Raw genomic sequence first — 25,850 nt, 5'->3', positions numbered from 1 at the left:
GTCAGGCGGTTCCCGCCCCGCCACCCCGGCCGTGTCGCACCGTTGTCTCGGCGGACTTGCGGCAGCGGTGCGACACAACTGGGGAGAGCGGGTCAGGAGGGGCGGCGGGTCAGGGTTGCCACGGCGGTGAGCATCACGAGGAGGGCGACGGCGAACCAGGTCATCACCGTGACGACCGGGGCGACCAGGGCGGCCAGGCCGATGGCGAGGGCGGAGACGGCCAGCGCCACGTAGGCGATCAGGAAGAGCCCGGCGAGCGCGGCTCCCCGGTCCTGCGGCGCGGCGAGCGCGGCGACCGTACCGATGCTCGCCTTGAAGAGGACGCCCGCGCCCGCGGCGGCGAGCAGGCCGCCGATGAGGAAGACCGGCAGGCTGGCCAGGTGCATGCCGCTGACCAGGGCTGTCGTGCCGGCCGCCTGCGCGGACAGGCCGAGCGTGGTCCTGCTTCGCGCGCTCAGAGCGGTGGTCAGGGTCTGCGCGACGGCCGAGCCGCCGAAGACCGCGAAGACGATCAGCCCGGCGAGGGCGCGGGAGGGCTGGTGCAGCGTTCCGGCGACGAAACCGGGCGCCACCGAGGTGAAGAAGCCGAAGACGGAGAACGCGGCGAACGCTCCGGTGGCGGCGGCCAGGTAGGCGGGGCCACGGCCGGTGGTCACGCGCTGCGGCCGGTACCGGTAGGCGCCGGACGGGCGCACGGTCTCCGGGGCCAGCGTGACGGCCGCGACGGCAGCCACGATCAGGACCACAAAGACGGCGTACGGCGTACGCAGTGGCGCCGTCACGAATTGCGCCAGCACACCGGCCACCAGCGTGCCCAGCCCGAGCCCGCCGATGTTCGCGGCCGTCGACACCACCTCGAACCGCGTTCCGGGCGCACCCGGCCGCTCGGCGGCGTGCAGTTCGTGCAGGTACGCCGTGGCGGTCGCGGTGATCATGCCGACCCCGAGCCCGGTGACGAACCGGGCGACGAGCAGCAGTGGCACCGAGTCCCCGGCCAGGAACAGCACCGCCGCCACGAGCTCCAGCCCGAGCGCCGGCACGAGGACACGCCGCCGCCCGAGCCGGTCGGACACGTGCCCGGCCAGGACCAGGCTCGCCACGACGCCGACCGCGTAGGCGGCGAACACCAGCGTGACCGTGAACGTGGAGAACCCGTACAGCGGATAGAGCGGAGCGGGAACCGTGGAGAACGCCATCGCGACCGCGAACGCGAACGCGACGGCCCAGAACCCGGCCCGGGAACCGGTTCGGGTGCGGGGTGCGACGGGTGCTTCCAGAAGTGCCATGCGCCGACTGTGCGTCGCCCCGATCATCACTGCCAACGAAATTTCTCGCTCGGTCTGATCGCGATCGTTGATGATTGCCGTCGTGGAACTACGTCAGCTCGAGTATTTCGTGGCCGTCGCCGAGGAACGTCACTTCACCCGCGCCGCCGCCCGCCTGCACGTCGTCCAGTCCGCCGTCTCCGCCGCGATCAAGACCCTGGAACGCGAGCTCGGCACCCCGCTGCTCGACCGCGACACCAAGCGCGTCCGCCTCACCGACGCCGGCGAGGCCCTGCTGCCACGCGCCCGGATCGCCCTCGACGCGGCCCGTGACGCCCGTGACGCCGTCGCCGAGGTCAGCGGCGGCCTTCGCGGCACCCTGCGGATCGGTACCCTCACCTCGATCCGGGTCATCGACCTGCCGGCGCTGCTCGGCGAGTACCACCGCCGCCACCCCGGCGTGCTGATCCGGACCGCGGTGTCCCCGATGGGCTCGCGCGGGCTGGTCGAGATGCTCGCCGACCACCGGCTCGACCTGGCGTTCGTCTCGGTGCCCGGGCCACAGCCGGCCGGGGTGCACCTGGTGGAGCTGACCAGCGCGGACATGGACCTCGCGGTCCCGCTCGGCCACCCGCTCGCCGACCGGCCCACGGTGCCGATCGATCGGCTCGCCGGACTGGACTTCATCGACCTGCCGGCCGGGTACGGCAATCGGGACGTCGCCGACCGGGCGTTCGCGGCGGCCGGGGTACGCAGGCACGTGACGATCGAGATCACCGACATCGGGATGAGCGCGGAGTACGTACGACATGGTCTCGGTGTCGCTCTTCTGCCGCGTTTCCTGACCGGCGGCGTGGCCGGGATCGCGTCGATTCCGGTGACCGGCGCTGACCTGCGCTGGCCCCTGTCGCTGGCGGTCCCGGCCGGACGTCCACCGGGTGCCGCGGCCCGCGCGTTGATCTCCCTGACCGCCGATTACCTCCCCGGATCGGGCCGTCCGGTCCGTTAGAGTGGGCCGCCATGAGGTCGATACGGGTCTGGATGCTCGTCGCGGCGCTGACCGTGACAGTCGCGGGAGGTGGCCTGGTCGTGGCCGGCACGAGCAGCGACGCGCCCAAGCCCGCATGGGCCGCTCCCAGCTCGTCCGTCGTCGCGGCCGCGGTAGCGGTACCGCCTGCCACGCCCGCTTCGTCCGCCCCCGCCCTCTCCCTCGGGGCCTCCGCGCTCGGCGCCTCCGACCAGGCGAAACGCATCAGCCAGCTGAACGCGGCGCTGAAGTCGGTCAAGGGTGAGTTCTCGGTCGCGGTCTACGACCGGAAGACCGGGCTGCGGTACGTCCATCGCGGTTCCGTCAAGTTCGACACCGCCAGCATCGTGAAGGTGCAGGTTCTCGCGTGCATGCTGCTCAAGGCGCAGGACGCCGGGCGCGGGCCGACGTCCGCCGAGATGAAGCTGGCCGGCCCGATGATCCGGCTCAGCGACAACAACGCGACCACGTCGCTGTACAACCGGATCGGCGGCAGGAACGCGGTCACGAAGTGCAACAAGCGGCTCGGCCTGACCCAGACGGTCGTCAACGCCCGCTGGGGCCTGACGAAGACCACCGCCGCCGACCAGATCCGCCTGCTCGAGGAGCTCGTCGACACGAAGGGCCCGCTGAGCGCGTCCTCCCGCAAGACGGCGTTCACCCTGATGAACACCGTGAACAAGGCGCAGGACTGGGGCGTCCCGGTGGTCACCAGGACCGGTGAGATCTTCACGGTCAAGAACGGATGGGACACGCGTACGGCCGACGGCGGCCTCTGGGCGGTCAACACCATCGGCCGGATCACCTCGAAGAACGGCAGGGTCGACGTGTCCATCGCCGTCCTGACCCGCCGCAACAAGAACATGACGACCGGCGTCAAGCTGACCGAGAGGATCGCCAAGCTGACCCGCCAGCACCTCAGGTACTGACCGTGCCCGTCACCGTCCGCCCGCGGCTACGATCTGGTCCGCCTCGACCGGGACGCGGTGACCCGGGCGCGCGAGCTCAAGCCGAGCATCCCGCTCGCCGCCGACGGCATCCCGATCCGCCACGAGCTGGAACTCGACTGCGTCTCCGACCGCCCGGAGCACGAGGTCGCCGCCGCCCGCGAGGACGTGCTGGGCCGGCAGGACCACCTGTTCGAGCCCCACCTGATGACCATCGACGGCGCCGGACGGCTGACCTCCGGCGCGGAGAACCAGGGCGGCTTCCGCCTGGCGACCCTGCCGGACGGTGACGACCCGCCGGTCTGGATCGTGTGGGGGCACGACGAGGAGGTCCGCAGCGCGTTGCCACTGAGCCGGTTCCTGCTCGCCACGTTGCTCTGAGAGGCTTTGCTGACCACGCACCACCGGGGAGGGCTGATGGGGCTGCACCATGTCGAACACGGGAGCGGCGTGCCGGTGGTGGCGCTGCACGGGTGGACGGCCGACCACCGGCTGATGCTCGGCTGCCTGGAACCGGTGTTCGCCGCGCGGCCAGGGTTCCGGCGGCTCTACCCCGACCTGCCCGGCATGGGCCGCTCGGCGGCGCCGCCGTCGATCGCGAGCGCCGACGACGTGCTGGCCGCGGTGCTGGACTTCGTCGGTGAGACGCTCGGCGACGAGCCGTTCCTGCTGGTGGGGGAGTCCTACGGCGGATACCTGAGCCGTGCGGTGACCGCCGCGCTGGCCGGACGGGTGCTCGGGCTGGCGCTGATCTGCCCGGTCGGCGCCGTGGTGGACCGCACCCGACGCACGCTGCCCGCGCGGCAGGTCCTGCGCGCCGACCCGGCCGCTGTCGCCGGACTCGACGCCCGGACCGCGGCCGCGTTCGCCGAGATGGCCGTGGTCGAGTCACCCGAGGCGGCCGCCGGGTTCCGCGACGGCATCATGCCCGGACTCGACCTGGCCGACGCCGAGGCCATCGACCGGATCGAGCAGCGCTGGCAGCTGACGACCGGCCCGGAGAGCGGCGACCCGTTCCCACGGCCCACGCTGATCCTCACCGGCCGGCAGGACCACGTCGTCGGGTACACCGACCAGTTCGTCCTGCTGCCGCACTACCCGCGGGCCACGTTCGCGGTCCTCGACGTCGCCGGGCACAACCTGCAACTCGACCAGCCGGCACTCTTCCGGACCCTCATGCACGACTGGCTCGACCGGGTCGCCGGATGATCGGCGCGTCACCGTCGGTGCATCGACGTTCTTGCACATAGAGTGACGCCGTGGATGAAGTAGATCCCCGGACAGCGCTCCGATTCGTGCGCAGCGTCGCCGTTCTGACACTCGACGCCGCGGGTCAGGAGGCCTGGCTCGGCCGGGCCTTCAACGGCACGGCGGTCGCCGTCGCCGAGCTGGAGATCGAGTTCGACGAGGGCTTCGCGCTGCTGCCGTCGTTCGTGGCGCGCGGCTGGCTCGACGAGGCGGCGCTGCCCGCGCTGACCCGGCTCGACGAGCACCTCGACGCGATGAGCGGCGACCACAACCGGCACCTCTGGCAGGTCGAGGCCCTGGCCACCCGCGCCGAGTGGGCGCAGGCCCGCGATCTCGCCCGCGCGGCTCTGATCCTGCTGGTGTGACCACCGCGCGAGCACTCGGCCACCGCTTCGTCGGAGTGGTGGTCCTCGTGGCCGGTTCGGCCGCGCTGGCCGCCATGGTGTGGCTCGGCCAGCAGGCGCTGTCCCGGATCGACGACCGCTACGGGGTGCGAAGCCCGGGCGTGGCCATGCTGCTCCTCGCGGTGATCATCCTGGGGTTCGCGTTTCAGCGGCGGGACGCGGCCGGTGCCCTGACCCGGCATGCCAGGCGGGCCGGATGGCGGGCGCTCGACCCGGACACCCTGGTGTGGCCGTGGCCCGAGGGGCCGGCGATGGTGCGGCGAGCCTGGTCCATCGAGGCGGACGGCCTGCCGGTCATCGCGGGAACGGTCGAGTGGACCGGCGACGCCTTCGCCGGCCTGGTCGACCAGCCCGCCGGCGCGGGGGTCTTCGTCGTGGTCCCGCTCGCGCGGCCGGTGCCGCCGATGGCCCTGCACCTGCCGTTCCAGCGGGTCGGCGACTCGCCGCTTCTCGATCTGCCGGACCTGCGGTGGAGTTACCTCAACGGCACGATCCCGGCCTGGACGGCCCGCGACCGGACCCTGTTCACGGTCACGCCCGCCGAGGAGTCCATCAAGCCGGCCATGATCGACAAAGCGGTCGACCGGACGCTGCGCATCCCCGGGCTCCTCGGCCTGGACCGAGGGGTCCCGCCGGCCGGGGACGACCGGGACGGGACCGCTGAGCGCCGGGTCGCCCGTGCGCGGCACTGGCGTGGGAAGGCCTTCCTGATCCCGTACGCGGGCATGGTCGTCTATCTCGTCCTGGCCCTGGTCGAGCTGCTGATGATCGGGTTGTACGCCTTCCGGGACACCGAGCCGGGCGGGCTCCTCCTCGCCCTGCTGTGCCCGGCCCTGGTCCTGGCGTTTCTCGTCCGCCCGGCGTGGTCGCGGCTCGCGGTGCTGCGTCATGCCCGGCGGGCAGGCTGGGAGCGGATCCGCCCGGGGAGCCGTGAATGGCCGTGGACCGACCTGCGCCAACAGGGCTCGATCAGGGTCCGCGCGGCCTGGTCGTTCCGTTCGGGTGGCTTTCCGGTCACCGCCGGGCGGATCTCGTGGGACGGCAACGCGCTCGCCGACGCCACCCCGGAACGCGACGGCAGCGGGGTCTTCGTCGTGCTGCGGCTGCCGGAGCCGATTCCCTCGGCCGCCATGCGCCTGCCCGGCAGACTCGTCGGCGACGTGGGGACGGCGGATGAGGTCGCGTTGCGGGCGGCGTTCCGGCGAGGGGAGATCCCGCCCTGGACGGCCCGCGGGCGGGAACTGTTCGTGGTGACGGGCGACACCGGCTCGGTCCGGCCGAAGACGATCGATGACGCGGTCCGGCGTACCCTCCACATCGCCCGCCTGCTGGGATGCCGGCCGGGAGATGATCGCCCACCTGGAGAAGCGCGCTGACCTGGGGTTTGGGGTGATCCTGGACACGGCGGCCTGGCTCCGGATGTAAGGGGCTGGGCGTGCTACGGTCCGTCGGGGAGGACGCATGCAGAGGCGCACGGATCTCATCGAAGATCTGATGGGACGGTTCCCGCACATCCCGCGTGAGGCGGTGATCAAGGAAGACCTGCTGCGGGGCGGGCTGGCGTTCGACGATTCGGCGCTCACCGACAACGAGAACGGTGACGTGAAGCCGAAGTCGTACTTCATCTTCTCGTTCGACCACCGGACCCTGCCCGAGCTGGGCGAGGCGGCGCTGCGGCGGCCACCGGAGGAGATCGTGCTCACCGGCGGGCCGTACGACCTTCGTCGCACGGTGGTGTCGGTGCGGATCAACCCGTCCTCGCCGTATCGGGTGAAGCCGACCGAGGACGGCAAGCTGATGCTGCACCTCGACGACCGGCCGATCGCCGACGTCGGGCTGCCGCCGATGCCGGACTACTACCGGCACACGCTCGAGAACGGGAAGCAGGTGATGGAGGTCGCGCCCACCATCCAGTGGGGCTACCTCGTCTACCTCACCGTCTTCCGGGTCTGTCAGTACTTCGGCGCCAAAGAGGAGTGCCAGTACTGCGACATCAACCACAACTGGCGTCAGCACAAGGCGGCCGGGCGGCCCTACACCGGTGTGAAGCCGGTCGACGAGGTGCTCGAGGCGCTCGCGATCATCGACAAGTACGACACCGCGAAGACGTCGCACGCCTACACGCTGACCGGCGGCAGCGTCACCAGCAAGGTCGACGGGCTGGCCGAGGCCGACTTCTACGGCCGGTACGCCCAGGCGATCGAGGAGCGTTTCCCGGGCCGGTGGATCGGCAAGGTCGTCGCGCAGGCGCTCCCGAAAGAGGACGTGCAGCGCTTCTACGACTACGGCATCCGGATCTACCACCCCAACTACGAGGTGTGGGACAAGTATCTGTTCGAGCGTTACTGCCCCGGTAAGGAGCGGTACGTCGGCCGGGAGGAGTGGCACCGCCGCATCCTCACCTCGGCCGAGGTGTTCGGCCCACGCAACGTGATCCCCAACTTCGTGGCCGGCATCGAGATGGCCGCGCCGTTCGGGTTCACCACCGTCGACGAGGCGATCGCGTCGACCACCGAGGGCCTGCAGTACTTCATGTCCCGGGGCATCACCCCGCGGTTCACCACCTGGTGCCCGGAGCCGACCACCCCGCTGGGCAAGATGAACCCCGAGGGTGCTCCCCTCGAGTACCACATCCGGCTCCTGGAGGCGTACCGCGCGACCATGGAGGCCAACGGGCTGTCCAGCCCGCCCGGCTACGGCCCGCCCGGCGCCGGCAACGCGGTCTTCTCGGTCAGCTCGTTCATGGACACGCTGCCGGCCGAAAAATGATCGAGGTGTTCCGCGACCTCCTGCGGATCCCGACCGTCTCGACCCGCGACACCGCCGCCTGGGACCACGTCGCCTTCGACGCGTTCCTGGCGGCGTTGCGCGGGCACTTCCCGCTGCTGCACGCGTTGCCGCTGGTCCGGGTCGGCAGCCACGGCCTGCTGTTCCACTGGGCCGGTGCCGCCGCCGACCGGCCGGTCGTGCTGATGGCGCACAGCGACGTGGTCCCGGTCGAGGGACCCTGGCGGCACCCACCCTTCGGAGCGGTGATCGAGGACGGCGTGATCTGGGGCCGCGGAACCCTGGACTGCAAGGGCAGTCTCGTCGCGATCTGCCAGGCCGTGGAGGACCTGCTCGCCACCGGGTACACCCCGGCACAGGACGTCTGGCTGTCGTTCGGCTGCAACGAGGAGGTCGCCGGCGACGCGGCCCCGCTCGCCGTCGAGGAGCTCCGCCGCCGCGGCGTCACCCCGTGGTTCGTGCTCGACGAGGGCGGCGCGGTCGCCTACGACGCCTTTCCCGGCGTGGAGAAGCCGATCGCGGTCATCGGCGTCACCGAGAAGGGCATCACCTCCCTCGAACTGCGCGTCGACGGCCGAGGCGGGCATGCCTCCACACCGGCGCCGCTCGGCCCGACCGCCCGCCTCGCGCGAGCCGTCACCCGCCTCGACCGCGCGCCGATGCGGGCCTCCGCGCCCGACGCCACCATGGAGCTCTTCCGGCGAGCGGCGCCACATGCCAAACCCCCCATGCGGTACGCGTTGAGCACCGCCGTCCGCAGCCGTGCCCTGCTGACCCGCCTGCTGCTGGCGGCCGGTCCCGAGACGGCGGCGATGGTCCGCACCACCGTCGCGGTGACGACACTCAGCGGCTCCCCGGCCCTGAACGTGGTCGCCGCCACCGCCACCGCCGGCGTGAACATCCGCATCCTGGTCGGCGACACCATGGAGGGTGTCATCAGGCACGTCCGCCGGGTGATCAAGGACCCGCAGGTGCGGATCACCGTGATCGACGAGGGCGAGCCGTCCCCGTCGTCCCCGCTCGACGAGGCGTTCGACCTGATCGCCGCGGTGACCGGCGAGCACTTCCCGGAGGCGGTGACCTCGCCCTACGTGATGATGGCCGCGACCGACGCCCGCCACTTCACGAAGATCAGCGAGCGTGTCTACCGGTTCACCCCGTTCGAGATGACCAAGAAGCAGCGCGAGTCGATCCACACGCACGACGAGCACATCACCGTCGAGGCCTACCTCAAGGGCGTCGCCTGGTATCGGACCCTCATGGAGCGCCTGTAGCGCCTGTACTGCCCGTAGCGTCGGCGGCGGCCGGGTGGTCGGGGCGTCGTGCCTCGTCGCGGACTCTCATCGAGCGGCGGCGGCGGCCGGGCGGGCTCGGACGTGCATTCGCTCGCCCTGCCGCCCCAGGATGCTGATGATCTCGACGGCGTGCTCGCCGGTGCTGCCGAACCAGTGCGGCACCCGTGTGTCGAACTCGGCCGCCTCCCCGGCCGCGAGGGTGAAGTCGTGGTCGCCGAGCACCAGCCGGAGCCGTCCGGAGAGCACGTAGAGCCACTCGTAGCCCTCGTGAGTCCGCGGTTCGGGCTCGGTCTGGTCACCCGGGATGATCACCTTCCAGGCCTGCAGCGAGCCGGCGTGCGGGGTCAGCGGCAGCACGATCCGCCCGTTCACCCTCCGGGGCGCCGGGCGTACCCGTGGGTCGGCGATCTGTGGAGCCCCGATCAGCTCGTCGATCGGCACCCGGTGCGCCTGCGCGATCGGCAGCAGCAGCTCCAGGCTCGGCTTGCGCTGTCCGCTCTCCAGCCGGGAGAGGGTGCTCTTGGAGATGCCGGTGACCTCGGCCAGCGCGGTCAGGGTGACGTTGCGGCGGGTGCGCAGGGCCCGGAGCCGGGGGCCGACCTCGGCAAGGGCTGCGGTGATCGCTGGTTCCACAGGCCCATTCGACCCGGCCATCCCCACATCGGCAACCAATGTTGCCGTTTCCGGGAAAGGACCGGGCAGACGCGAAGAACGCCCGGCGCAGACACCGAGCCGCCGGTGCAGGGCCGCCGCCATCGAGCCGTATGGGCCGCTGCCGTCGGGTGGCCGATACCGGGCTGCCGCCATCGAGCCGTATGGGCCGCTGCCGTCGGGTGGCCGATACCGGGCTGCCGCCGTCGAGCCGGCCGGTTCCCAGAAACGGCAACGTTCTTTGCCGGGATCCGGCGTGGCCGCGCAGCCTGGGCGGCATGAACGAATACGACGTCGTAGTAGTGGGCGGCGGCGCCGCCGGACTCAGCGCCGCCCTGGTCCTGACCAGGGCCCGTCGCCGGGTGGCGGTGATCGACGCGGGCCGGCCGCGCAACGCACCGGCGGCCCACATGCACGGATACCTGTCGCGCGACGGCATGCCGCCCGCCGACTTCCTGGCCGCCGGACGAGCCGAGATCAAGGGCTACGGCGGCGAACTGCTCGACGGCACCGTCACCGCGATCACCCCGCGCTCAGCCGGATTCCGTGTCGGGCTCGCCTCAGGCGGCGTGATCGGGACCCGGCGGGTGCTCGTGGCGACCGGCCTGCGTGACGAGATCCCCGCGATCCCCGGTCTGGCCGACCGCTGGGGCCGCGATGTGCTGCACTGTCCGTACTGCCACGGGTTCGAGGTACGGGACCGGCCGCTGGGCGTGCTCGGCGGCAGTCCCGAAACCGTCCGCCACGCCCTGCTGATCCGCCAGTGGTCGGCCGACGTGACCTTCTTCGCCCACACCCACGAGCTGAGCAACGACGATCGGCAGCGGCTCAAGGCCCGTGACATCCGCGTTGTCGAGGGCGTCGTGACCCGCCTGATCATCGAAGGCGACCGGCTGGCCGGCATCGAACTCGACCGGGCCAGCGTCGTCGCTCCGTACGCCCTCTTCGTCCGTCCCCGGCTGGTTCCCACTGACGCCCTGCTCACCGGCCTGGGCGCGGTCCTGACCGACGAGCGCACCGGACGCACCACCGTGCCGGGCGTCTGGGCGGCCGGTAACGCCGTAGACCCTCGGGCGCAGGTGATCACCGCGGCCGGCGCCGGATCGGCCGCCGCCATCGACATCAACGCCGACCTCGTCGAGGAGGACGTCCGCGACGCCCTCCCGTTCTCCGCGGCGCAGGAACGCCAGGTCGCTGCCCTCGTCAACCGCCTCCCGCTGTAGTGCCCGACCCCTTTCCGCTGTAGAGCCCAACTCTTCGCTGTAGAGCTCGCCCGCCTCCGGCTGTAGGCACTCGCCCGCCTCCCGCTGTAGGAACCGCCCCCAATCGCTGCCATATGAGGAGTCATCTCCATGTCGAATAGATCGAGCCGCCACCAGATGGCCGTCATGATCTGGATCGCCGTGTTCCCCACCCTGACCGTCCTGCAGCTGCTGCTCGGCGACCTGCTCCGGGACGCCCCGATGGTGCTGCGCACCCTCGTGCTGGCGACGATCGCCGTGCCGATCGTCGTCTATGGCCTGATGCCACTGCTGAGCCGCCTCCGGACCCGCCTCATCACGGCCCGCAGCTGATGACACCGTCCCGGCTGAAGGCACCGGCCGCTAGAAACACTGGCCGCTGCCGGAAACACGGGTCGCTGCCGGAAACACGGGCTGCTGCCGGAAACACGGGCTGCTGCCGGAAACACGGGCTGCTGCCGGAAACACGGGCTGCTGCCGGAAACACGGGCTGCTGCCGGAAACACGGGCCGCTGAGGAACAGCCCGGGCCGAAGGAACCGCGAAGGAACACGGGCGAAGGGCACCGCCCGTGGTTGACCGGGCTCAGCAGGGGATCAGCGTGGGCCCAGGCCAGTGCGCCCGTCGATCAGCTCCCGCGCCACGTCGAGGTGACCGGCGTGCCGGGCGGTCTCCTCGATCATGTGCAGGATGATCCGCCGCAGGTCGCCGGTCTGCTCGGCCAGCCACTCGACCTCGTGCCGCAGGGCCGGAGCGGCGTCCAGCGGCGTCACGGCGATCAGCTCGTCCGACCGCTTGCACACCTCACGGTAGAAGTCGATCACCGCCGAGGCCGGTCGTGGTGTGGTGAGCGGCGGGGCGTCGTCCCAGCCCCAGGGTGGGGGCTCGGCGGAGCCGGTCAGCACGTCCTGGAACCAGTGGATCTCGGCATGCCCGAGGTGCTCGATCAACCCGAGAGGCGTCCACCCCGAGGGCAGCACCGAGCGGTGCAGCGCCTGCTCGCCGAGCCCCTCGACGATCGCCAGGACGACACCTCGCTGATAGGTCAGGAACTCGTGCAGGACTGCCTTCTCGCCATCGATCCCCGTCATGGGAGCGCACGCTAGCGGTACCCCCTGACATTTTCCGGCCCGATCCCGGCGCTCCCGGAGAAGGTAATCTTCCCGGCGTGAGGAGTCGTCGGTTCGCGCTGGTCCGGGCGGATCTCGAGAACGGGGTGTGCCCGCTGCCCGATGATCTCGCCGCCACGGTGGGGGCGCGGGAGTCGGTCACGGTGGTGCTCGAACACCGCCTGCTGGGCGTCACGCCCGCGCGGGAGACGTTCGAGGCCGCGCCCGTACAGGATCCGGGTTGGCATCTCACCGACATCGTGTGGCCGCCGGACGTGCGGCCGGGCGCGTTCGTGACCGTCGCCTGGCGGCCGTCGGAGGAGTATCTGATGGTGAAGACCACGGTGCTCGACGAGCCGATGCGGGTCGACGGGGTCGACTTCTACCACGACTACGACCCACGAGTGGTCACCCGCGAGTTCGACCCGGGCGTCTCCAACCGTGGCCGGGTTCTCAACGCGGTCCGGCGGCTCGGCCGGGTCTTCGACGACGGTTCCGCCGCGTTCCCCGAGGCGGAGCTGCCGGCGCACTGCGGTCTGGGCCGGGGTAAGAAGGGCACGTTCCTGCTGCGCAACGCCGTCGACCAGCTGTTGCGGGAGGGCTACGTGACCCGCGTGACCGGCAGCACGGCCGTCGACGGCGCGCTCAACTACCCGGCCGTCGACGGCGAGGAGTCCCTCGACCTGCTGTTCTACGCCCCGCTGGTGGAGGAGGCCCCGCTACCCGACCCGTCCGGGGGCGGCGACCCGCACGGCGAGGGAGGGGACCGCCGCGACCACTGGGTCAACGGTTTCGTCCGCCGCCTGCCGCCCGGCGCGCACGCCTCGAAGAAGCAGCAGAACCTCCACCAGCAGGCCCTCGAGAAGGAGCAGATCGACGGCTTCACCCTGGAGCCCGGCTACACCTTCGTGAAGCGCCATCACCGCGGATAGTCGATCTCCGTGATGTCGTCGGCCAGGTAAGCGATGCTCACATCCGGGTTGAGCCGGCGCACGAGTGCGTCGGTGAGCGGCCGCAGGGCGAACACCTCGGTCACCGCTTCGAGGTCCACGTCCTCCTCGTAATAGTCCTCGGCGAACTCCTGGTACGCCGCGGGCGTACCGTTGGCCAGCAGTTCGAAGAGCCAGGCCGCCGTGTCGGCCCCGCGCCCGTGCCACCCGTCGTCGCCGGCCTCACGCCAGAGACAGATGTTGGAACCATGGCCGAAAGCGGGCTCGGCCACCTGGCGGGCGAACACCGCGGGCACCTCGTCGAAGAGACCTGGGCTGTACGGGACCTCGTGATCGAGCCCGCGGATGAAGACGCCGGCGGGGGAGAACACGATCGAGTACTCGTCACCCGACCCGTTGCGCATCGACGCCATCCGCTCACCACGGTCCGGACTCCAGCGGGAGTCGACGGAGTAGTAGCGGTCCTCCCAGGCCGGGCTCATGATCGCGTCGCACATGGCCAGCGCCTGCGACCGCCGCAGCAGTTCCTCGGGGCCGGGCAGAGCCGCGGCGACTTCAAGAACACTCACAGGATGATCGTGCACCCTTGTCGGATGAAAGCCGTAGCCGGTCTCGGTATCGCGTGTGTCCTGGCGTCCCTGGCGATGTATGCGGTGTTGCACGTGATGGCGCCTTCCGCCGACCTGGACTGGATGCGCCGCACCATCAGCCAGTACGCGTTGATGCCCAACGGCTGGATCTTCGACACGGCCACGCTGCTGCTCGCCGCCGGTTCGGCGGCGATCGTGGCCGCGTTGCTTCGCGCCGGTCTGCTGAGCGGGGCGGCGGCGGTCGCGCTGGGCCTGTGGGTGGCCGGCCTGATCGGCGTCGTCTGGTTCGAGAAGCACAACTGGCAGATGGGCCCGTCGATGAGCGGCGACATCCACCGGGTGGCCAGCGTGGTCGCCTTCCTGAGCCTGCCGGTCGGCGCCCTGCTGGCGTCCCGGCGGGGTGGTGGCCCGGCCCGCTGGGTGGCGGTCGGCGGCGTGGTCTCGCTGCTGTGTTTCGCGCCGATCCTGTGGGCGGTGCTGGCCGAGCCGTGGACGGGAGTGCGCTGGTGGCGGGCCATCCCGCTCGGCGGGGTCGAGCGGCTGCTCGGCCTGGCCGAGGTGGTCACGGTTCTGCTGCTGGCCTGGTGGGCGCTCCGTGACCGGCCGAACGGCCGGCAGCTCGATCCGGGCGCCCCTCAACCGGGCCTGACGAGCCGGACCATGACAGCCGACCCCGCCTCACAGATCTTGTGAATTTGCGGCTGCCCATCGGGACGTAAGTTCCCTAGATCTTCCTGAGTGGGGTGCCGTGCGGCTTCGTCGAGTGGGGCGCGGGAGAAGCGGCGCAGGTCGAGACGGTGAGCGGGCGGCAGTGCGGCACGAGGCGGTGAGGGAAGGACTCCGAGAGGAATGGCGGCGGATGCGGAGACGGCACAGGAATAGATGAAGGGCCGGGCTGCGGATCTTCGGTAATCCCGGCAGACTGGCGTGAATGAGCATGACCGACGATGCGTACGGGCCCTCTCTCGAAGGTCTGGTCCTCGGCGGGCGCTACCGGCTGCAGCGTCAGATCGGCGCCGGTGGGATGGCGGTGGTCTGGCGGGCTCATGACGATGTGCTGGGCCGGTCGGTCGCGGTCAAGGTGGTGGCTCCGGCGCGGGCCTGGGACGTTCGTCTGCGGGAGCGGATCCGGCACGAGGCGAGGGCGGCCGCGGCGCTGTCGCATCCGAACGTCGCTCAGGTGCACGACTACGGCGAGATGGATCGGGCGGGACGGGTCTTCCCGTACGTGGTGATGGAGCTCGTGCCCGGTGGAACCCTGCTTGCACGGCTGTCGGCGGGCCTGCCGCCGCCGGAGTTCGCCATGCGGATCGTGGCCGAGATCGCCGCGGCGCTGGCGGCGGCGCACGCCGAAGGGCTGGTGCACCGGGACATCAAGCCGGGCAACGTGATGCTCGCGCCGACCGGGGCCAAGGTGGTGGACTTCGGCATCGCGGCGGCGATCTCGCCGGGTGGTGTGGAGGAGCCGGAGGACGACGTCCTGGGCACCCCGGCCTATCTGGCGCCGGAGCGTCTCATCGGTGACGCGGTGGTTCCGGCCTCCGATGTGTACGCGCTCGGCGTCGTCCTCTACCGCATGCTGTCCGGCCGGTCGCCGTGGAGCAGCGAGGACACCCGGCAGATGGTGGAGGCGCACCTGTACATCCCGCCGACGCGGCTGCCGCCGATCGTGGGTGTGCCGGACTACGTGATCCGGCTCTGTCATCGCTGCCTGGCCAAGGATCCGGATCAGCGGCCGACCGCCGACGAGGCGGCCGAGGTGCTGGCCCGCGGCGCGGGGATCCGCGTGGTGAACGACGAGCCGACCGTCCCGGTGGCCGTCCCGTCCGAGCCGACGGTGCTGGTCCGCAGAAAAGCAGCCGCCGCGACGGCGGCACCCGGGGCGGCGGCACCCGCGAAGGCGAAGCCGCGGTGGCGGCCAGTGGCGGCCGTGGCGGCGGCGCTGGTGGCCGGCGGCGCCGGCGTGTGGGTGCTGATGGAACGTCCGGAGCAGGCTGGCGCGGGCGGCGGTGTCGCGGCGGGCACTCCGGTGACGTCACCGGCCCCGCCCACGCGCAGCGGTGCGGCAGCGACCGCCCAGCCGCAGGGCAGCGCTGATCCGGAGCGGACACAGCGCGTGCCGGCGGCGGAGGACCCGCAGGTGACACCGTCGCGGGCGATCGCACCCGGAACGGCTGTGGCCACGTCCTCGGCGGCGGCGCCACCCACGGCCGCGCCGACGGCCACGACACCCGCGACGCCGCCGCCCGCGGCCGTGGAGCGGACCTTCTCCTCGGCGGGCGGGAAGGTGGTGGCGACATGTCCCTCGCCGGTCACCGCCGAGCTGCTGTCGTGGACCGCCACCCGGCCGTACAGACTCGACTCGGTCGACCCCGGCCCGGCCGCGGCCCCGGCCGTGACGTTCCGGCAGGGCAACCGGGCCGTGACGGTGACGGTCACCTGCGACGACGGAACACCGGAGGCGGAGGTTGCCTGATCCCGACTGCGCCGAGATAATCGCACGGACCGTGCAATAATCACGGCTGTCTATCGGGAGGGTCGATGGGGATTACTCGCCGAACACTGATCGCGGTACCCGGCGGCGTGGCAGTCGCCGCCGCCGTCACCACTCCGGCCACGGCGGGCCGGGGCCGGCCGCCGCGTCCGGCGATCTTCATCCATGGCAGTGCCGGCTCCGCCATGCAGTTCCGGGTGCAGGCGAAGCGCCTGGCGAGCAACGGCTATCCGGCCGGGATCGTGGAGGCCCACGAATACGACTCGCCGAACATCGTCGCGATCCTCCAGCAGGTGTGGGCCGGACTCGACGCGCGCATCGAGCGGCTGCTCGCGCTGACCGGTTCCGATCAGGTCGATCTGCTGGCGCACTCGCTCGGCACCTACGTGACGCAGGGCTACCTGAACAGCTCGCCGGAGCGGGCCGCACGGGTCGCGCACTACGTCAACCTGGACGGCCGCCCGGCCGCCGCGCTGCCGGGCGGTGTGCCGACGCTGGCGATCTGGGGGGAGGGCGACCCGGCGCGGACCGTCGCCGGCGCGACCAACGTGTACTTCCCGGCGCAGTCGCACACCCAGACGGTGTCGTCGAAGGAGTCGTTCCGCGAGATCTTCCGCTTCCTGCGCGAGCGTGAACCGCACACCACCGAGGTCCGTGCGGCGCGCGTCGCGTACATCTCCGGTCGTGCCGTTCTGTTCCCGAGCAACGCCGGAGTGAACGAACCGGGCAACGCCGGGGTGAACGGACCGGGCAACGCCGGGGTGGCCGAAGCGAGTCTGGAGATCCACCGGGTCAGCTCCCGGACCGGCCGCAGGCAGGGCCGCGCGATCCGGGCGACCGTGGCCGCGGACGGCACGTTCGGGCCGGTAGCGCTCGCGCCGCACGAGCGGTACGAGTTCGCGCTGCTGCGCCCCGGCCAGTCGACGCACCATTTCTACTTCGAGCCGTTCCGCCGCTCCGACTCGTTCGTGCGGCTGCTGACCAGCCGTCCCGGCGAGGGCCTCGGCGGCCTGGTCGACACCAGTGACCGGCACACCGCGCTGACGTTCCAGCGGCAGAAGGAATGGTGGGGCGGCGAGGGTGACCACCTGTGGATCAACGGCCAGGACATCCTGAACCCGGCCACCGCACCGCACGCCCGCCGGGTGATCGGCGTTTTCGCGTTCGACGACGACAGCGACGGCGTCAGTGACCTGTCCGCCCCGCTGCCCGAGTTCATCGCGCAGACGTTCATCTCCGGCGTCGACCTGTTCATCCCGGCGTCGGCCCGCAAGTCCGTGCGCATCGTGGCCCAGGAGCGCGGCGGCGGGCGCACCAGCCTGCCGGTGCCGGCCTGGCCGTCGAGCGGGCACCGGATCAGCGTGGAATTCGGCTGAGCTCCTCCACCACCTGGACCACCTCGGGGAACGCGGCGATCGACGCGGTCACGTAACGCTCGTCGAAGTCGCCGAGACCGCGGACGCCGCTCTGCAGGCAGGCCACGAAAGCCATCCCCGCACCACCGGCCGCGATCGCGTCACCGGGCGAGTCACCGACGTAGACACACTGCGACGGCGACAGCCCGGTGTGCGCGAGCAGTTCGTCGAACGCCCGCGGATCCGGCTTGCCGTGCCGTGTGTTGTCCCGGTGCCAGACACCGCTGATCCGTTCGGCGAGCACGTGGTCGGGCTCCAGCATGTGCCGCACCTCGGGTCCCGTGCGGGAGGTCAGCAGCATGACGGTACGGCCGGAGAGCACCAGCTCGTCGAGGGCGGCCAGGTTCTCCGGCGGGATCACGTCGAGCCGTCCCTCGGCCACGTGACGCTCCATGGTGGTCTGGAACAGTGGCGAGAACACCTCCAGGTCCAGTCCCGGCGACCGTTTCGGCATGGCCGCCAGCAGCGGTTCACCCCAGGTCGTGAGGTGCACCGCCCGCTCGATCGGAGGTCGCCCCATCGCGGCGAGCACCTCGTTCTCCAGTTCGAACGACGACGCCTCGGTCATGCAGAGGGTGTCGTCCACATCGATCACGACTGCCTTGATCATCGGATGAGGTTACCCTCAGCCACGGTGCTGATAGACCATCTGCCAGTTACCGCGGATCACTTTGAGCAGCATGGTCAGGTGGCGGTCCCCGTCCACGGCCGAGCAGGCCGCCTCCCAGCGACCCGTGCCGACCATCCACTCGACGGCGTCCAGGGCGGGTTCCGGCTCGTCGAACAGCACGGCGACCACCGCCTCCCGCCCGCGGAACACCCGCCCGGACAGCCACAGGACCGCTTCCGAGTCCACGAGCGGGGCGAGATCACGGCCCCGGTAGGCGTCCAGGAACGTGCTCAATTCGCGAGCCGTCTCCTGCGTCGCGTCGATGGTGATCGGCTCGCCCCGCGCGATCGGACGCAGCGCCACGTCACAGCCACGGTCGAAGTCCTGGTAGCAGCTCGGGTCGTCGGCGTGGTTCACGAACCGGGCCGGAGCCGGATACAGGTGGCGACGGCCGCCGTAACTGTGCACGAACAGATGCTCTCCGGGCGGCAGCGCCAGGTAGCCGGCCTCGTCCAGCGGCTGCAGCTCGTAGTCGACGACGACCTCGCCGACGGCGAAGTCGCGGGCCGCGTAGACTCCGGTGCCCGCCAGGCCGCCGGGGCCCAGCGTCACATCGGGCACGCGCTCAGAGGACGAAACCGGCGATCAACTGGCCCAGCTGCCGGATGTCGGAGCTCGACTTGAACTCCAGGCGCACCTTGCCGAGGCCGCTGAAATACAGCTCCAGCTCGGCGTCCCGGTCGAAGTTGCCGGCGGTCTCGATCGAGAAGGCCTGGATCTTGTTGTACGGCAGCGAGGTGAAGTCGACCTTCTTGCCGGTCATGCCCTGGATGTTGGCGGCGATGAGCCGCTTGTTGGTGAACGCCACGAAGTCCCGGGTCGTCTTGAACGCGTAGATCAGCTGCTCGCTCTGGATCAGCAGCGGCGCCACCTGCGAATACACCGAACCGGGGTCGACGGGGGTCAGCTTGAACACCGAGGGGCTCGAGAAATCGATCACGGACCCACGGTAGCCCGCACCCGCCAGCGCCGGGCTTGATCTCAACCTCCGTTGAGGTCCTACCGTCGCCGCATGGACGTTGAGCAGCTCACTGACGAGGAACTGGCGGGTCAGCCGGCCGCCTACTGGACGGGGGTGGCGTACGAGGCCCTGATCGCCTTCACCCGGCGGCAGCAGGCCGCAGCGGGATTCACTCAGCCGGCGTTCTGGCTGTTGCGCAACCTGTCCGCGAATGATCTCTCGCCGGACGGCCGGGGCCGGACCGTCGCCGAGCTCGAGGAGGCGATGAGCACGTACCTGCGGGCCGAGGACGACCTGGCGGCCGAGGCGGCGGCACTCGCCGGGCAGGGTCTGCTCCGCGCGGACGCGGACGGGCGATGGTGGATCACCGGGGCGGGGGAGGCGGCCCGGCTCGAGATGAAGAAGGCAGGTCCCGCCATCCGGGCACGGATCCATGAAGGCATCGACGACACCGACTACGTCACGGCCCTCAAGGTCCTCCATCGGATGATCGCGAACGTCGGTTGACAACATGCAGTCGCTAGACTGCATAATGCAGGTCATGGACCTTGTGTTCCGGGCTCTCGCCGATCCCACCCGCCGCAGGCTGCTCGACGGCCTGCGCGCGGAGGACGGCCAGACGCTGGGCAGGCTCTGCGCGAGCCTGGACATCACCCGGCAGTCCGTCACCCAGCACCTCGCCGTGCTGGAGGAGGCCAACCTGATCAGCACGGTCAGGCGCGGCCGGGAGAAGCTGCACTACCTCAACCCGGTCCCCATCCACGACCTACGGCAGCGATGGATCGCCCCGTTCGAGGAGCCGCGGCTGCGGACGCTCGACGCGATCCGGCGGCATGCGGAGGAGCAACCGATGAAACCGAACTTCGTGTACGTGACGTACATCCAGGCCACCCCCGAGCGGGTCTGGGAGGCGCTCACCTCGGCAGACCTGACCGGCGAGTTCTGGGGACACCACAACGTCTCCGACTGGCGGCCGGGCTCGTCGTGGGAGCACGTGCGGACCGACGGGTCCGGCATCGCCGACGGCGGTGGGGTCGTGCTCGAGGCCGACCCGCCGCGCCGGCTGGTCATGACGTTCGGCGAGGCGGGGTCCGGGGCCGGGCCGGACGCGTCGACGGTCACGTTCCTGATCGAGCCGCACCAGGACATCGTCCGGCTGTCGGTCACCCACGAGAATCTGCCGTCCGACGACGACGCCGAGGCCGTCTCGCACGGCTGGCCGGCCGTGATGGCCAACCTGAAGTCGTTCCTGGAGACCGGTCATGTGCTCCCACAGGCCCCGTGGGAGATGCACGCCCACCTACGAGGCTGACGCTCCCAGCCGTGCGCCGAGAGCGGCTGACACCGCATCACGGACCTCGGCGTCCGTCGGCGGGCGCACGCCGCGCTCCCCGGCCAACTGCCGGAGAGAGGTCATCGCCACGTCGTCGAGGCTGCACGCCACGAACCGGTCGAAGACCGCCAGGTCCGTGTCCACGTTCAGGGCGAACCCGTGGGTGGTGATCCCGCCCCGGATCCGCATGCCGATCGAGACGAGCTTGCGCCCGTCCGGGGTCCACACGCCGACCAGGCTCGGGGAGCCCGGCGGAGTGTCCCGGCGCTCGGTCGCGAAACCGAGCGCCGACATGGCCTCGATCAGGCCGTTCTCCAGCCAGCGGACCACGTCCACCGGACCCCACGTGCGCAGGTCCATCACGAGGTAACCGACCAGCTGGCCTGGCCCGTGAAAGGTGGCGTTGCCACCCCGGTCCACTCCGACGGCCGGGATCTCCGACAGGTCCGAGGGCAGATCGGTGGGAGGGGTCTTCCGCCCGTAGGTGATCACCGGCGGGTGGCTGAGCAGGAACAATCGGTCCGGTGCCGTGCCGGCCTTTCGCTCCGCGGCCCAGGCGGCCATCTCGGTGACGGCCGCCTGGTACTCCACCTCGGCCAGATCGACGCGCAGCAGTTCTCTCGAATCGCTCACCCGCCCATCCTGCCCCGCTCGACGGACGAGCGTCAGGCAGGCTCGACCGGCATCCACAGCTCGCACGTCGCGGTGCTGAAGTCGGCCGCCATCTCCTGAACCGCGACGATCGATGGGCCGGGCCGCAGCCGCCATGGGTTCGACGGGAACCAGTCGGTGGCGGTCGCCGCCCACGCCGTCTGCAGCGCCTCCGGATAGGGCCCGGAGGTGCGGAACACCGCCCACTTCCCGGCCGGCACCTCGATGGCGTCGAGGTCGTCCGGCACCGGGGTGTCGTGACCGACGGCCGCGCCGTGCAGATACGTCAGCTCGGTGCCCTCCGGAGCGTCCGGCTCGACACCGTGCGTGACCTGCAGCAGGCCAGCCGGTTCGGTGTCGCTGAGCGCCTTGAGCCGCTGGTGCTGCTCCATCGGCAGGCCGGCGATGAACTGCTGGATGTGCGGGTTGGCGCCCGAGTAGATCAGCGGAACGCGGGTGGCGTGGCCGACGAGCCGGATGTCGGGGCGGTCGGCGATACGGGTGTCCATGGGGGTGCTCCCTTCGACGGTCAGGCGGAACCTGATCTGCGGTTGTGTGCGAAGGGGGCCTCCATCTCGGCGTACCTCACCGGGGCCGGCGCCGTGGACCGCCCGGAACGCGCGCCCGAACGCCTCGGCCGAGCCGTATCCGTAACGGACCGCGACACCGAGCAGGTCGTCACCACGGACCACGTCCCCGGCGGCGACCGTCATCCGGCGCCGCCGCACGTACTCCGACAGCGGCATCCCGGCCAGCGACGAGAACATCCGCCGCAGGTGGTACTCGGTCGTCCCGAGCTCGCGGGACACCGCGCTGACGTCCAGCTCCTCGCCGAGGTGCTCCTCGACCAGGTCGACGAGCCGGTTGAGTGCCGAGATCATCGAGGCCTCCTTCCGACGTCAACTCTTCACCGCGGGACACCTGTCACGCCCGATCGTTCTGGCCCGATCCGATCATGTTTGACAGGGTGTCATGGTGAACCTGCTGGATGACTCGGCCCTGCACTCGTCGTCGGTCGTGGCCAACAACGCGATGAATCGCGAACGGCAGCTGACCGGCGTCAACAGCTACGCCAGGGTGCTCGGCTTCGACCCGGTGGAGCGGGCCGGGAACGGCTGGCTGGACCTGTGCTGCGGCAGCGGCCGGGCACTGATCCAGGCCGCCGGGCGGATCGACCCGGCGCGGCTCACGGGTGTGGATCTGGTGGACGCGTTCGCCCCCGCGCCGCCGGGGCTGACGCTGGTCGCGGCGCCGATCGAGACGTGGACCCCGGGGCGGGCGTTCGACCTGATCACGTGCGTCCACGGGCTGCACTACGTGGGCGACAAGCTGGCCGTACTCGCCAGGGTCCTGAAGTGGCTGGCGCCTGCCGGGACCTTCGTCGCGGACCTCGACCTCGCATCGATCAAGCCGGGAGGCCGGCGGCTGACCGCCCTGCTCAAGGCCGCCGGGGTCGGCTACGACGGACGCCGGAAACGGATCACCTGCGTCGGCCCGCGCGACCTCGGCCTGCCCTATCGCTATCTCGGCGCCGACGACCGGGCCGGCCCGAACTACACGGGGCAGCCCGTCGTCAACTCCTACTACGAAAATGGGTTGACGCCACCGATAGCCTGATCCTCCGTGCCCGCGATGGGTTTCGAGGGGGGCTCGACGCCCACCTCACCTCGCGGAGACACCGTTGAAGTTCCTGCTCGTCACCGTCTTCATCGACATGCTCGGGCTCGGCCTGATCGTGCCGATCCTGCCCGCCCTGATGACCGCCGTCACCACCGATCCCGCGGCCGCCGTGCTCTGGTCCGGGGTGCTCGGATCCACCTACGGCCTGCTGCAGTTCGTCCTGTCGCCGCTGCTCGGGCGCGTCTCCGACCGGTACGGCCGGCGGCCCGTCCTGCTCGTCTCGCTGACCTGTCTCGGCGTCGACTGGCTCGCCCACGCCGCCGCGTCCGGACCGTGGACGCTGCTGCTGTTCCACGCTCTCGCCGGGGCCTGCGCGGGCACGAACACCGTGGTCAACGCCTATGTCGCGGACGTCACCGAACCCGCGGGACGCGCCCGGGCGTACGGCCGGATCGGTGCCGCCTTCGGCCTCGGCTTCGTCGCCGGACCCACCCTCGGCGGGCTGCTCGGCGCGGTCGACGTACGCCTGCCGTTCCTCGCCGCGGCCGTGCTGTGTTTCGCCAACGCCGCCTACGGGTGGCTGATCCTGCCCGAGTCCCGGCCCGGCGACCGCACCACCCCGCTCACGCTGCGTACCGCGAACCCGGTCACCGCGATCACCGTCGTCCTGCGCCGCCCGGTGCTCGGCCGGCTCACCTGGGCGCGGCTCTGCGCCGACGTCAGCCGCATGATCCACCAGTCGGTGTGGTCGTTCTTCCTGGCCGTCCAGTTCGCCTGGACGACCGCCCACATCGGAGCCGTCATGGCTGCCGGAGCCCTGGCCGGCGCGCTGTTCCAGGCCAGGGCGGTCGCCCCGATCGTCCGCCGCCTCGGCGACCGGAGGTCCGCGATCGCCGGCAACCTCATCGGCGTGATCTCGCTGACGGTCACGGCCGTCGCCACCACCCCGTGGATGCTCTACACCGCCCAGGCGATCGGGGTGACCGCCTCGTTCGGCGGCGCCGCCGCGCAGTCGTGGATCTCCCGCAACATCCGGGTGAGCGAGCAGGGCACCGTCCAGGGTGCGCTGACCGGCGTCGGAGCGATCGCCGAGGCCTGCGTCCCGGTCACCGCGGGCGTGGCTTTCGCTTCCCTCATCGCGTACGGATCACCCGCGCTGATCTTCGTCGGCGCGGCGCTCTTCGCGGCAGCCGGCACGATCCTGCTCGCCACCGTCCCGGAGCCGGACCGCGCCTGATCGATGGCATCGCCCGGTTACCCTGCCCGCCATGCGATTCTTCCGGAGGGGCCTCACCGTCGGCTGCGTGGTGGCGTTCCTGGGCGGTTGCCTGTGGAGCGTGGGTTTCGCCTGGCTGTGGCTGACCGGCGACGAGGGCGCGCTGCCGCCGACGTGGCGGATGCCGGACCTGCCGGCCGGGGCGGAGATCGTCGACGACGAGGACATGGCCTGCGGCTCCGGCGGCTGCACCAGACTGGTCAAGGTGCGGCCGCCGGACGGGCAGTCACCGGAGGACCTGGCCGGCGCCATGGGCGTCGACAGGTCGCAGGTGCTGTCCCCGGCACTCTTCGACCCGGCCGAGGTCTACCTGGCCGCCGAGCCCGACGGCAGTTACCTGATCGTCCATCTGCAGTACCGCGGCGGCCTCAAGTGATCATCCGAGGTGCCGCAGCAGCGGCTCCCATGTGGTCAGACCGGGCGCCGGCTGCGGGGGCGGCGGCACGTCCTCGGCCGCGAAGCGCAGCAGCGCGAGGGTCATCCGTGACCGGCGGATCGTCTCCGGGGTCCGGGAGCGCCAGTCCGCCGGCAGCGCCGCGGCCTCGCCCGGTGTCATCGGCAGCGCGGCCAGGCAGACCCGTGCCACGTCGCCGACCGGGACGGTGCCGGGCCGGTCCAGGACGAACTCGGACCAGCGCCACGCCCACTCGTCCGCGGCCGTCCGGCCGGCGACCTGGCGGAGCAGCCACAGGCCGAACGCGGTCCAGGTGTCGCGCCGGGCCGGGTCGTCGCGGTGCAGGTTGAACAGGACGGCCAGGTGGTGGGTCCACTCGCCGGGCGGACGGCGTTCCAGCCAGGCGGACCAGGCGCCCTCCGGGGCGGTCGCGATGTCGCGCACCTGTCGCCGCAGATGCTGGGGCGGAGGATCGGCGCTGGTCAGTGGCGGGGTGGCCGGCACGCTGATCTTCACGACCCGGCCGGTGTCGGTGTCGATGCAGGCCTCGCTGCCGGACGCGGTGATCCGGACGTAGTCCGAGCCGGGCACGGTGTAGGAACCGGGTGCGAGCTCGAAGCCGTCGAGCTCGCGCAGCAGACGCTTCCACCTCGGCGGCTTGCCCATCCGGTGCGCCTGCACCATGAAGAACTGGCAGCGCCAGGGCTGAACCGGCGTCCACCTGGTGAAGTGTGCCTCGAACAGGCCCCAGTCGCGGACCATGCCGTGCGGGCTCACCACGCTCTGGGTGAACGGCGCGTGCCCGGCGAGCAACTCGGGGTCGTGGTTGGGGGAGAAGCCGTGGACGCGGCCGGTGGCCAGCGCTTCCAGGCAGACTTCGACGGCCTCGGCGCGAGGTTTCACCCCGACAGGCTATCGACGACGGCCTCGGCGGTCAGCACGTTGACCCCGATTCCGGCGAGGTCGGCGAGTCTCTCCGGGCTCGTCCGGGAGACGGCGTCGGAGACGATGACGGTACGGAAGTCGCGCTCACTGGCCTCGAACAGCGTGGCCCGCGGACAGTTCGGCAGGTTGCAGCCGGCCACCACGACGGTGTCCACCCCGCGCGCCCGCAGCCAGGACTCCAGCTCGGTCCGGTAGAACGCACCCCACCGCGGCTTGAACAGCACGATCTCGTCCTCGCCGATCCCCTGCGGGCGTCCCGACAGCAGCAGCCGGGGATCGAGTGGCGTCGGTACCGGAAGCCCCGCGACGATCTCCGAACCGGCCGTGCCGGGCGCCACCATCGTCCCCGCCAGCGACCGGCGTGGCAGGTCCACGTCGGAGCTGCCGGCCGGATAGAGCCGGACGATGTGCACGATCGGCCGGCCGGCCCGGCGGAACGCCTCGGCCAGAGCGGACACCGGCTCGATCACCTCTGGTGTGCCGTCGATGCCGGTGAAGTCGGCCTGCATGTCGATGACAACGAGGGCGGACGTGTCCCAGTGCGGCGCAACGTGATCGGTCATTTGCTAGAACGTATC

Annotated in this window: 30 protein-coding genes; 19 read left to right on the top strand and 11 right to left on the bottom strand. The window is 71.2% G+C overall.

The window, feature by feature from the left end:
- Positions 1-92: 92 nt before the first annotated feature.
- Positions 93-1,286, bottom strand: a complete 1,194-nt coding sequence (locus CLV67_RS35750; protein WP_106326507.1) for an MFS transporter — start codon at positions 1,284-1,286, stop codon at positions 93-95.
- An 82-nt stretch (positions 1,287-1,368) separates the two neighbouring features.
- Between CLV67_RS35750 and CLV67_RS35745 the strand changes: the two genes are divergently transcribed.
- The 8 genes from CLV67_RS35745 (at position 1,369) to CLV67_RS35710 (ending at position 8,952) form a co-directional block, all read left to right on the top strand.
- Positions 1,369-2,274 (top strand): LysR family transcriptional regulator, encoded by a 906-nt coding sequence (locus tag CLV67_RS35745; RefSeq protein ID WP_106326504.1) that lies wholly within the window; start codon positions 1,369-1,371, stop codon positions 2,272-2,274.
- An 11-nt stretch (positions 2,275-2,285) separates the two neighbouring features.
- Positions 2,286-3,221: a serine hydrolase gene (locus CLV67_RS35740; protein ID WP_106326501.1), complete on the top strand. Its 936-nt coding sequence runs from the start codon at positions 2,286-2,288 to the stop codon at positions 3,219-3,221.
- Positions 3,222-3,278: 57 nt separating this feature from the next.
- Entirely contained in the window at positions 3,279-3,620 is a 342-nt protein-coding gene (locus CLV67_RS35735) for a hypothetical protein (RefSeq protein ID WP_106326498.1), read from the top strand.
- Between the two features lie 36 nt (positions 3,621-3,656).
- Positions 3,657-4,448, top strand: a complete 792-nt coding sequence (locus CLV67_RS35730; protein ID WP_106326496.1) for an alpha/beta fold hydrolase — start codon at positions 3,657-3,659, stop codon at positions 4,446-4,448.
- 50 nt (positions 4,449-4,498) lie between these two features.
- On the top strand, positions 4,499-4,852 hold the full coding sequence (locus CLV67_RS35725; RefSeq protein WP_146169415.1) for a hypothetical protein: 354 nt from the start codon (positions 4,499-4,501) through the stop codon (positions 4,850-4,852).
- Positions 4,849-6,267, top strand: a complete 1,419-nt coding sequence (locus CLV67_RS35720) for a hypothetical protein (RefSeq protein ID WP_106326492.1) — start codon at positions 4,849-4,851, stop codon at positions 6,265-6,267. The genes CLV67_RS35725 and CLV67_RS35720 overlap by 4 nt, the downstream gene beginning before the upstream one ends.
- 85 nt (positions 6,268-6,352) lie before the next feature.
- Positions 6,353-7,660 (top strand): radical SAM protein, encoded by a 1,308-nt coding sequence (locus tag CLV67_RS35715; RefSeq protein WP_106326489.1) that lies wholly within the window; start codon positions 6,353-6,355, stop codon positions 7,658-7,660.
- Complete coding sequence (locus CLV67_RS35710; RefSeq protein WP_106326487.1) at positions 7,657-8,952, top strand: M20/M25/M40 family metallo-hydrolase; 1,296 nt, start codon at positions 7,657-7,659, stop codon at positions 8,950-8,952. Before CLV67_RS35715 ends, CLV67_RS35710 begins: the two co-directional genes overlap by 4 nt.
- 66 nt (positions 8,953-9,018) lie before the next feature.
- On the opposite strand, the gene CLV67_RS35705 is transcribed toward CLV67_RS35710, so the two are convergent.
- Complete coding sequence (locus CLV67_RS35705; RefSeq protein WP_239166368.1) at positions 9,019-9,606, bottom strand: helix-turn-helix domain-containing protein; 588 nt, start codon at positions 9,604-9,606, stop codon at positions 9,019-9,021.
- Between the two features lie 296 nt (positions 9,607-9,902).
- On the opposite strand from CLV67_RS35705, the gene CLV67_RS35700 reads away from it, so the two are divergent.
- Complete coding sequence (locus tag CLV67_RS35700; protein ID WP_106326482.1) at positions 9,903-10,847, top strand: NAD(P)/FAD-dependent oxidoreductase; 945 nt, start codon at positions 9,903-9,905, stop codon at positions 10,845-10,847.
- Positions 10,848-10,976: 129 nt separating this feature from the next.
- Complete coding sequence (locus CLV67_RS35695) at positions 10,977-11,198, top strand: putative antibiotic biosynthesis monooxygenase (RefSeq protein ID WP_106326480.1); 222 nt, start codon at positions 10,977-10,979, stop codon at positions 11,196-11,198.
- A 262-nt stretch (positions 11,199-11,460) separates the two neighbouring features.
- On the opposite strand, the gene CLV67_RS35690 is transcribed toward CLV67_RS35695, so the two are convergent.
- The gene (locus CLV67_RS35690; protein WP_106326478.1) at positions 11,461-11,955 is read right to left on the bottom strand and encodes a DinB family protein; all 495 of its coding nucleotides are present in this window, start codon (positions 11,953-11,955) and stop codon (positions 11,461-11,463) included.
- A 77-nt stretch (positions 11,956-12,032) separates the two neighbouring features.
- Between CLV67_RS35690 and CLV67_RS35685 the strand changes: the two genes are divergently transcribed.
- A complete protein-coding gene (locus CLV67_RS35685) occupies positions 12,033-12,905 on the top strand; it encodes a hypothetical protein (protein ID WP_106326476.1) in 873 nt (290 codons plus the stop codon).
- On the opposite strand, the gene CLV67_RS35680 is transcribed toward CLV67_RS35685, so the two are convergent.
- Entirely contained in the window at positions 12,893-13,492 is a 600-nt protein-coding gene (locus tag CLV67_RS35680) for a hypothetical protein (protein WP_239166369.1), read from the bottom strand. The two genes, CLV67_RS35685 and CLV67_RS35680, sit on opposite strands and share 13 nt — an antisense overlap.
- A gap of 24 nt (positions 13,493-13,516) precedes the next feature.
- Here CLV67_RS35680 and CLV67_RS35675 point away from each other — a divergent pair, with 24 nt between their 5' ends.
- The 3 genes from CLV67_RS35675 (at position 13,517) to CLV67_RS35665 (ending at position 17,383) form a co-directional block, all read left to right on the top strand.
- Entirely contained in the window at positions 13,517-14,206 is a 690-nt protein-coding gene (locus tag CLV67_RS35675; RefSeq protein ID WP_170154120.1) for a DUF998 domain-containing protein, read from the top strand.
- Positions 14,207-14,444: 238 nt separating this feature from the next.
- Entirely contained in the window at positions 14,445-15,989 is a 1,545-nt protein-coding gene (locus CLV67_RS35670; RefSeq protein ID WP_106326473.1) for a serine/threonine-protein kinase, read from the top strand.
- A 65-nt stretch (positions 15,990-16,054) separates the two neighbouring features.
- Entirely contained in the window at positions 16,055-17,383 is a 1,329-nt protein-coding gene (locus CLV67_RS35665; RefSeq protein WP_106326471.1) for an alpha/beta hydrolase, read from the top strand.
- Here the strand turns inward: CLV67_RS35665 and CLV67_RS35660 are convergent.
- From CLV67_RS35660 to CLV67_RS35650, 3 genes are read right to left on the bottom strand one after another with little or no spacing between them, the layout of a single operon-like run.
- Positions 17,364-18,032, bottom strand: a complete 669-nt coding sequence (locus CLV67_RS35660) for an HAD family hydrolase (protein ID WP_106326469.1) — start codon at positions 18,030-18,032, stop codon at positions 17,364-17,366. The two genes, CLV67_RS35665 and CLV67_RS35660, sit on opposite strands and share 20 nt — an antisense overlap.
- Before the next feature lie 15 nt (positions 18,033-18,047).
- A complete protein-coding gene (locus CLV67_RS35655) occupies positions 18,048-18,653 on the bottom strand; it encodes an SET domain-containing protein-lysine N-methyltransferase (RefSeq protein WP_146169414.1) in 606 nt (201 codons plus the stop codon).
- Positions 18,654-18,657: 4 nt separating this feature from the next.
- Positions 18,658-19,032 carry a PH domain-containing protein gene (locus tag CLV67_RS35650; protein WP_106326466.1) on the bottom strand — a complete coding sequence of 125 codons (375 nt, stop codon included), beginning with the start codon at positions 19,030-19,032 and terminating at the stop codon, positions 18,658-18,660.
- Positions 19,033-19,104: 72 nt separating this feature from the next.
- On the opposite strand from CLV67_RS35650, the gene CLV67_RS35645 reads away from it, so the two are divergent.
- The gene (locus tag CLV67_RS35645; protein WP_106326464.1) at positions 19,105-19,560 is read left to right on the top strand and encodes a transposase; all 456 of its coding nucleotides are present in this window, start codon (positions 19,105-19,107) and stop codon (positions 19,558-19,560) included.
- 34 nt (positions 19,561-19,594) lie between these two features.
- The gene (locus CLV67_RS35640; RefSeq protein ID WP_106326660.1) at positions 19,595-20,365 is read left to right on the top strand and encodes an ArsR/SmtB family transcription factor; all 771 of its coding nucleotides are present in this window, start codon (positions 19,595-19,597) and stop codon (positions 20,363-20,365) included.
- Here CLV67_RS35640 and lipB read toward each other — a convergent pair.
- Both lipB and CLV67_RS35630 read right to left on the bottom strand, forming a co-directional pair.
- On the bottom strand, positions 20,354-21,019 hold the full coding sequence (lipB, locus tag CLV67_RS35635) for a lipoyl(octanoyl) transferase LipB (protein ID WP_239166370.1): 666 nt from the start codon (positions 21,017-21,019) through the stop codon (positions 20,354-20,356). The two genes, CLV67_RS35640 and lipB, sit on opposite strands and share 12 nt — an antisense overlap.
- Positions 21,020-21,051: 32 nt before the next feature.
- Complete coding sequence (locus tag CLV67_RS35630) at positions 21,052-21,918, bottom strand: AraC family transcriptional regulator (protein WP_106326459.1); 867 nt, start codon at positions 21,916-21,918, stop codon at positions 21,052-21,054.
- A 94-nt stretch (positions 21,919-22,012) separates the two neighbouring features.
- Here CLV67_RS35630 and CLV67_RS35625 point away from each other — a divergent pair, with 94 nt between their 5' ends.
- The 3 genes from CLV67_RS35625 to CLV67_RS35615 all read left to right on the top strand — a co-directional run bounded on the left by CLV67_RS35625 (position 22,013) and on the right by CLV67_RS35615 (position 24,309).
- Entirely contained in the window at positions 22,013-22,654 is a 642-nt protein-coding gene (locus CLV67_RS35625) for a class I SAM-dependent methyltransferase (RefSeq protein WP_249037978.1), read from the top strand.
- 64 nt (positions 22,655-22,718) lie between these two features.
- The gene (locus CLV67_RS35620; RefSeq protein WP_106326455.1) at positions 22,719-23,894 is read left to right on the top strand and encodes an MFS transporter; all 1,176 of its coding nucleotides are present in this window, start codon (positions 22,719-22,721) and stop codon (positions 23,892-23,894) included.
- A 31-nt stretch (positions 23,895-23,925) separates the two neighbouring features.
- Positions 23,926-24,309: a hypothetical protein gene (locus CLV67_RS35615; RefSeq protein ID WP_106326452.1), complete on the top strand. Its 384-nt coding sequence runs from the start codon at positions 23,926-23,928 to the stop codon at positions 24,307-24,309.
- Here CLV67_RS35615 and CLV67_RS35610 read toward each other — a convergent pair whose 3' ends face one another.
- Complete coding sequence (locus CLV67_RS35610) at positions 24,310-25,230, bottom strand: hypothetical protein (protein WP_106326450.1); 921 nt, start codon at positions 25,228-25,230, stop codon at positions 24,310-24,312.
- Positions 25,227-25,835, bottom strand: a complete 609-nt coding sequence (locus tag CLV67_RS35605) for a cysteine hydrolase family protein (RefSeq protein ID WP_106326448.1) — start codon at positions 25,833-25,835, stop codon at positions 25,227-25,229. Before CLV67_RS35605 ends, CLV67_RS35610 begins: the two co-directional genes overlap by 4 nt.
- Between the last annotated feature and the right edge of the window lie 15 nt (positions 25,836-25,850).

Origin of the sequence: Actinoplanes italicus (genome assembly GCF_003001815.1) — a bacterium.
Lineage (GTDB): Bacteria > Actinomycetota > Actinomycetes > Mycobacteriales > Micromonosporaceae > Actinoplanes > Actinoplanes italicus.
Note: the sequence above shows the minus strand (reverse complement) of the source record. Positions and strands in the feature narration are given on the sequence as shown.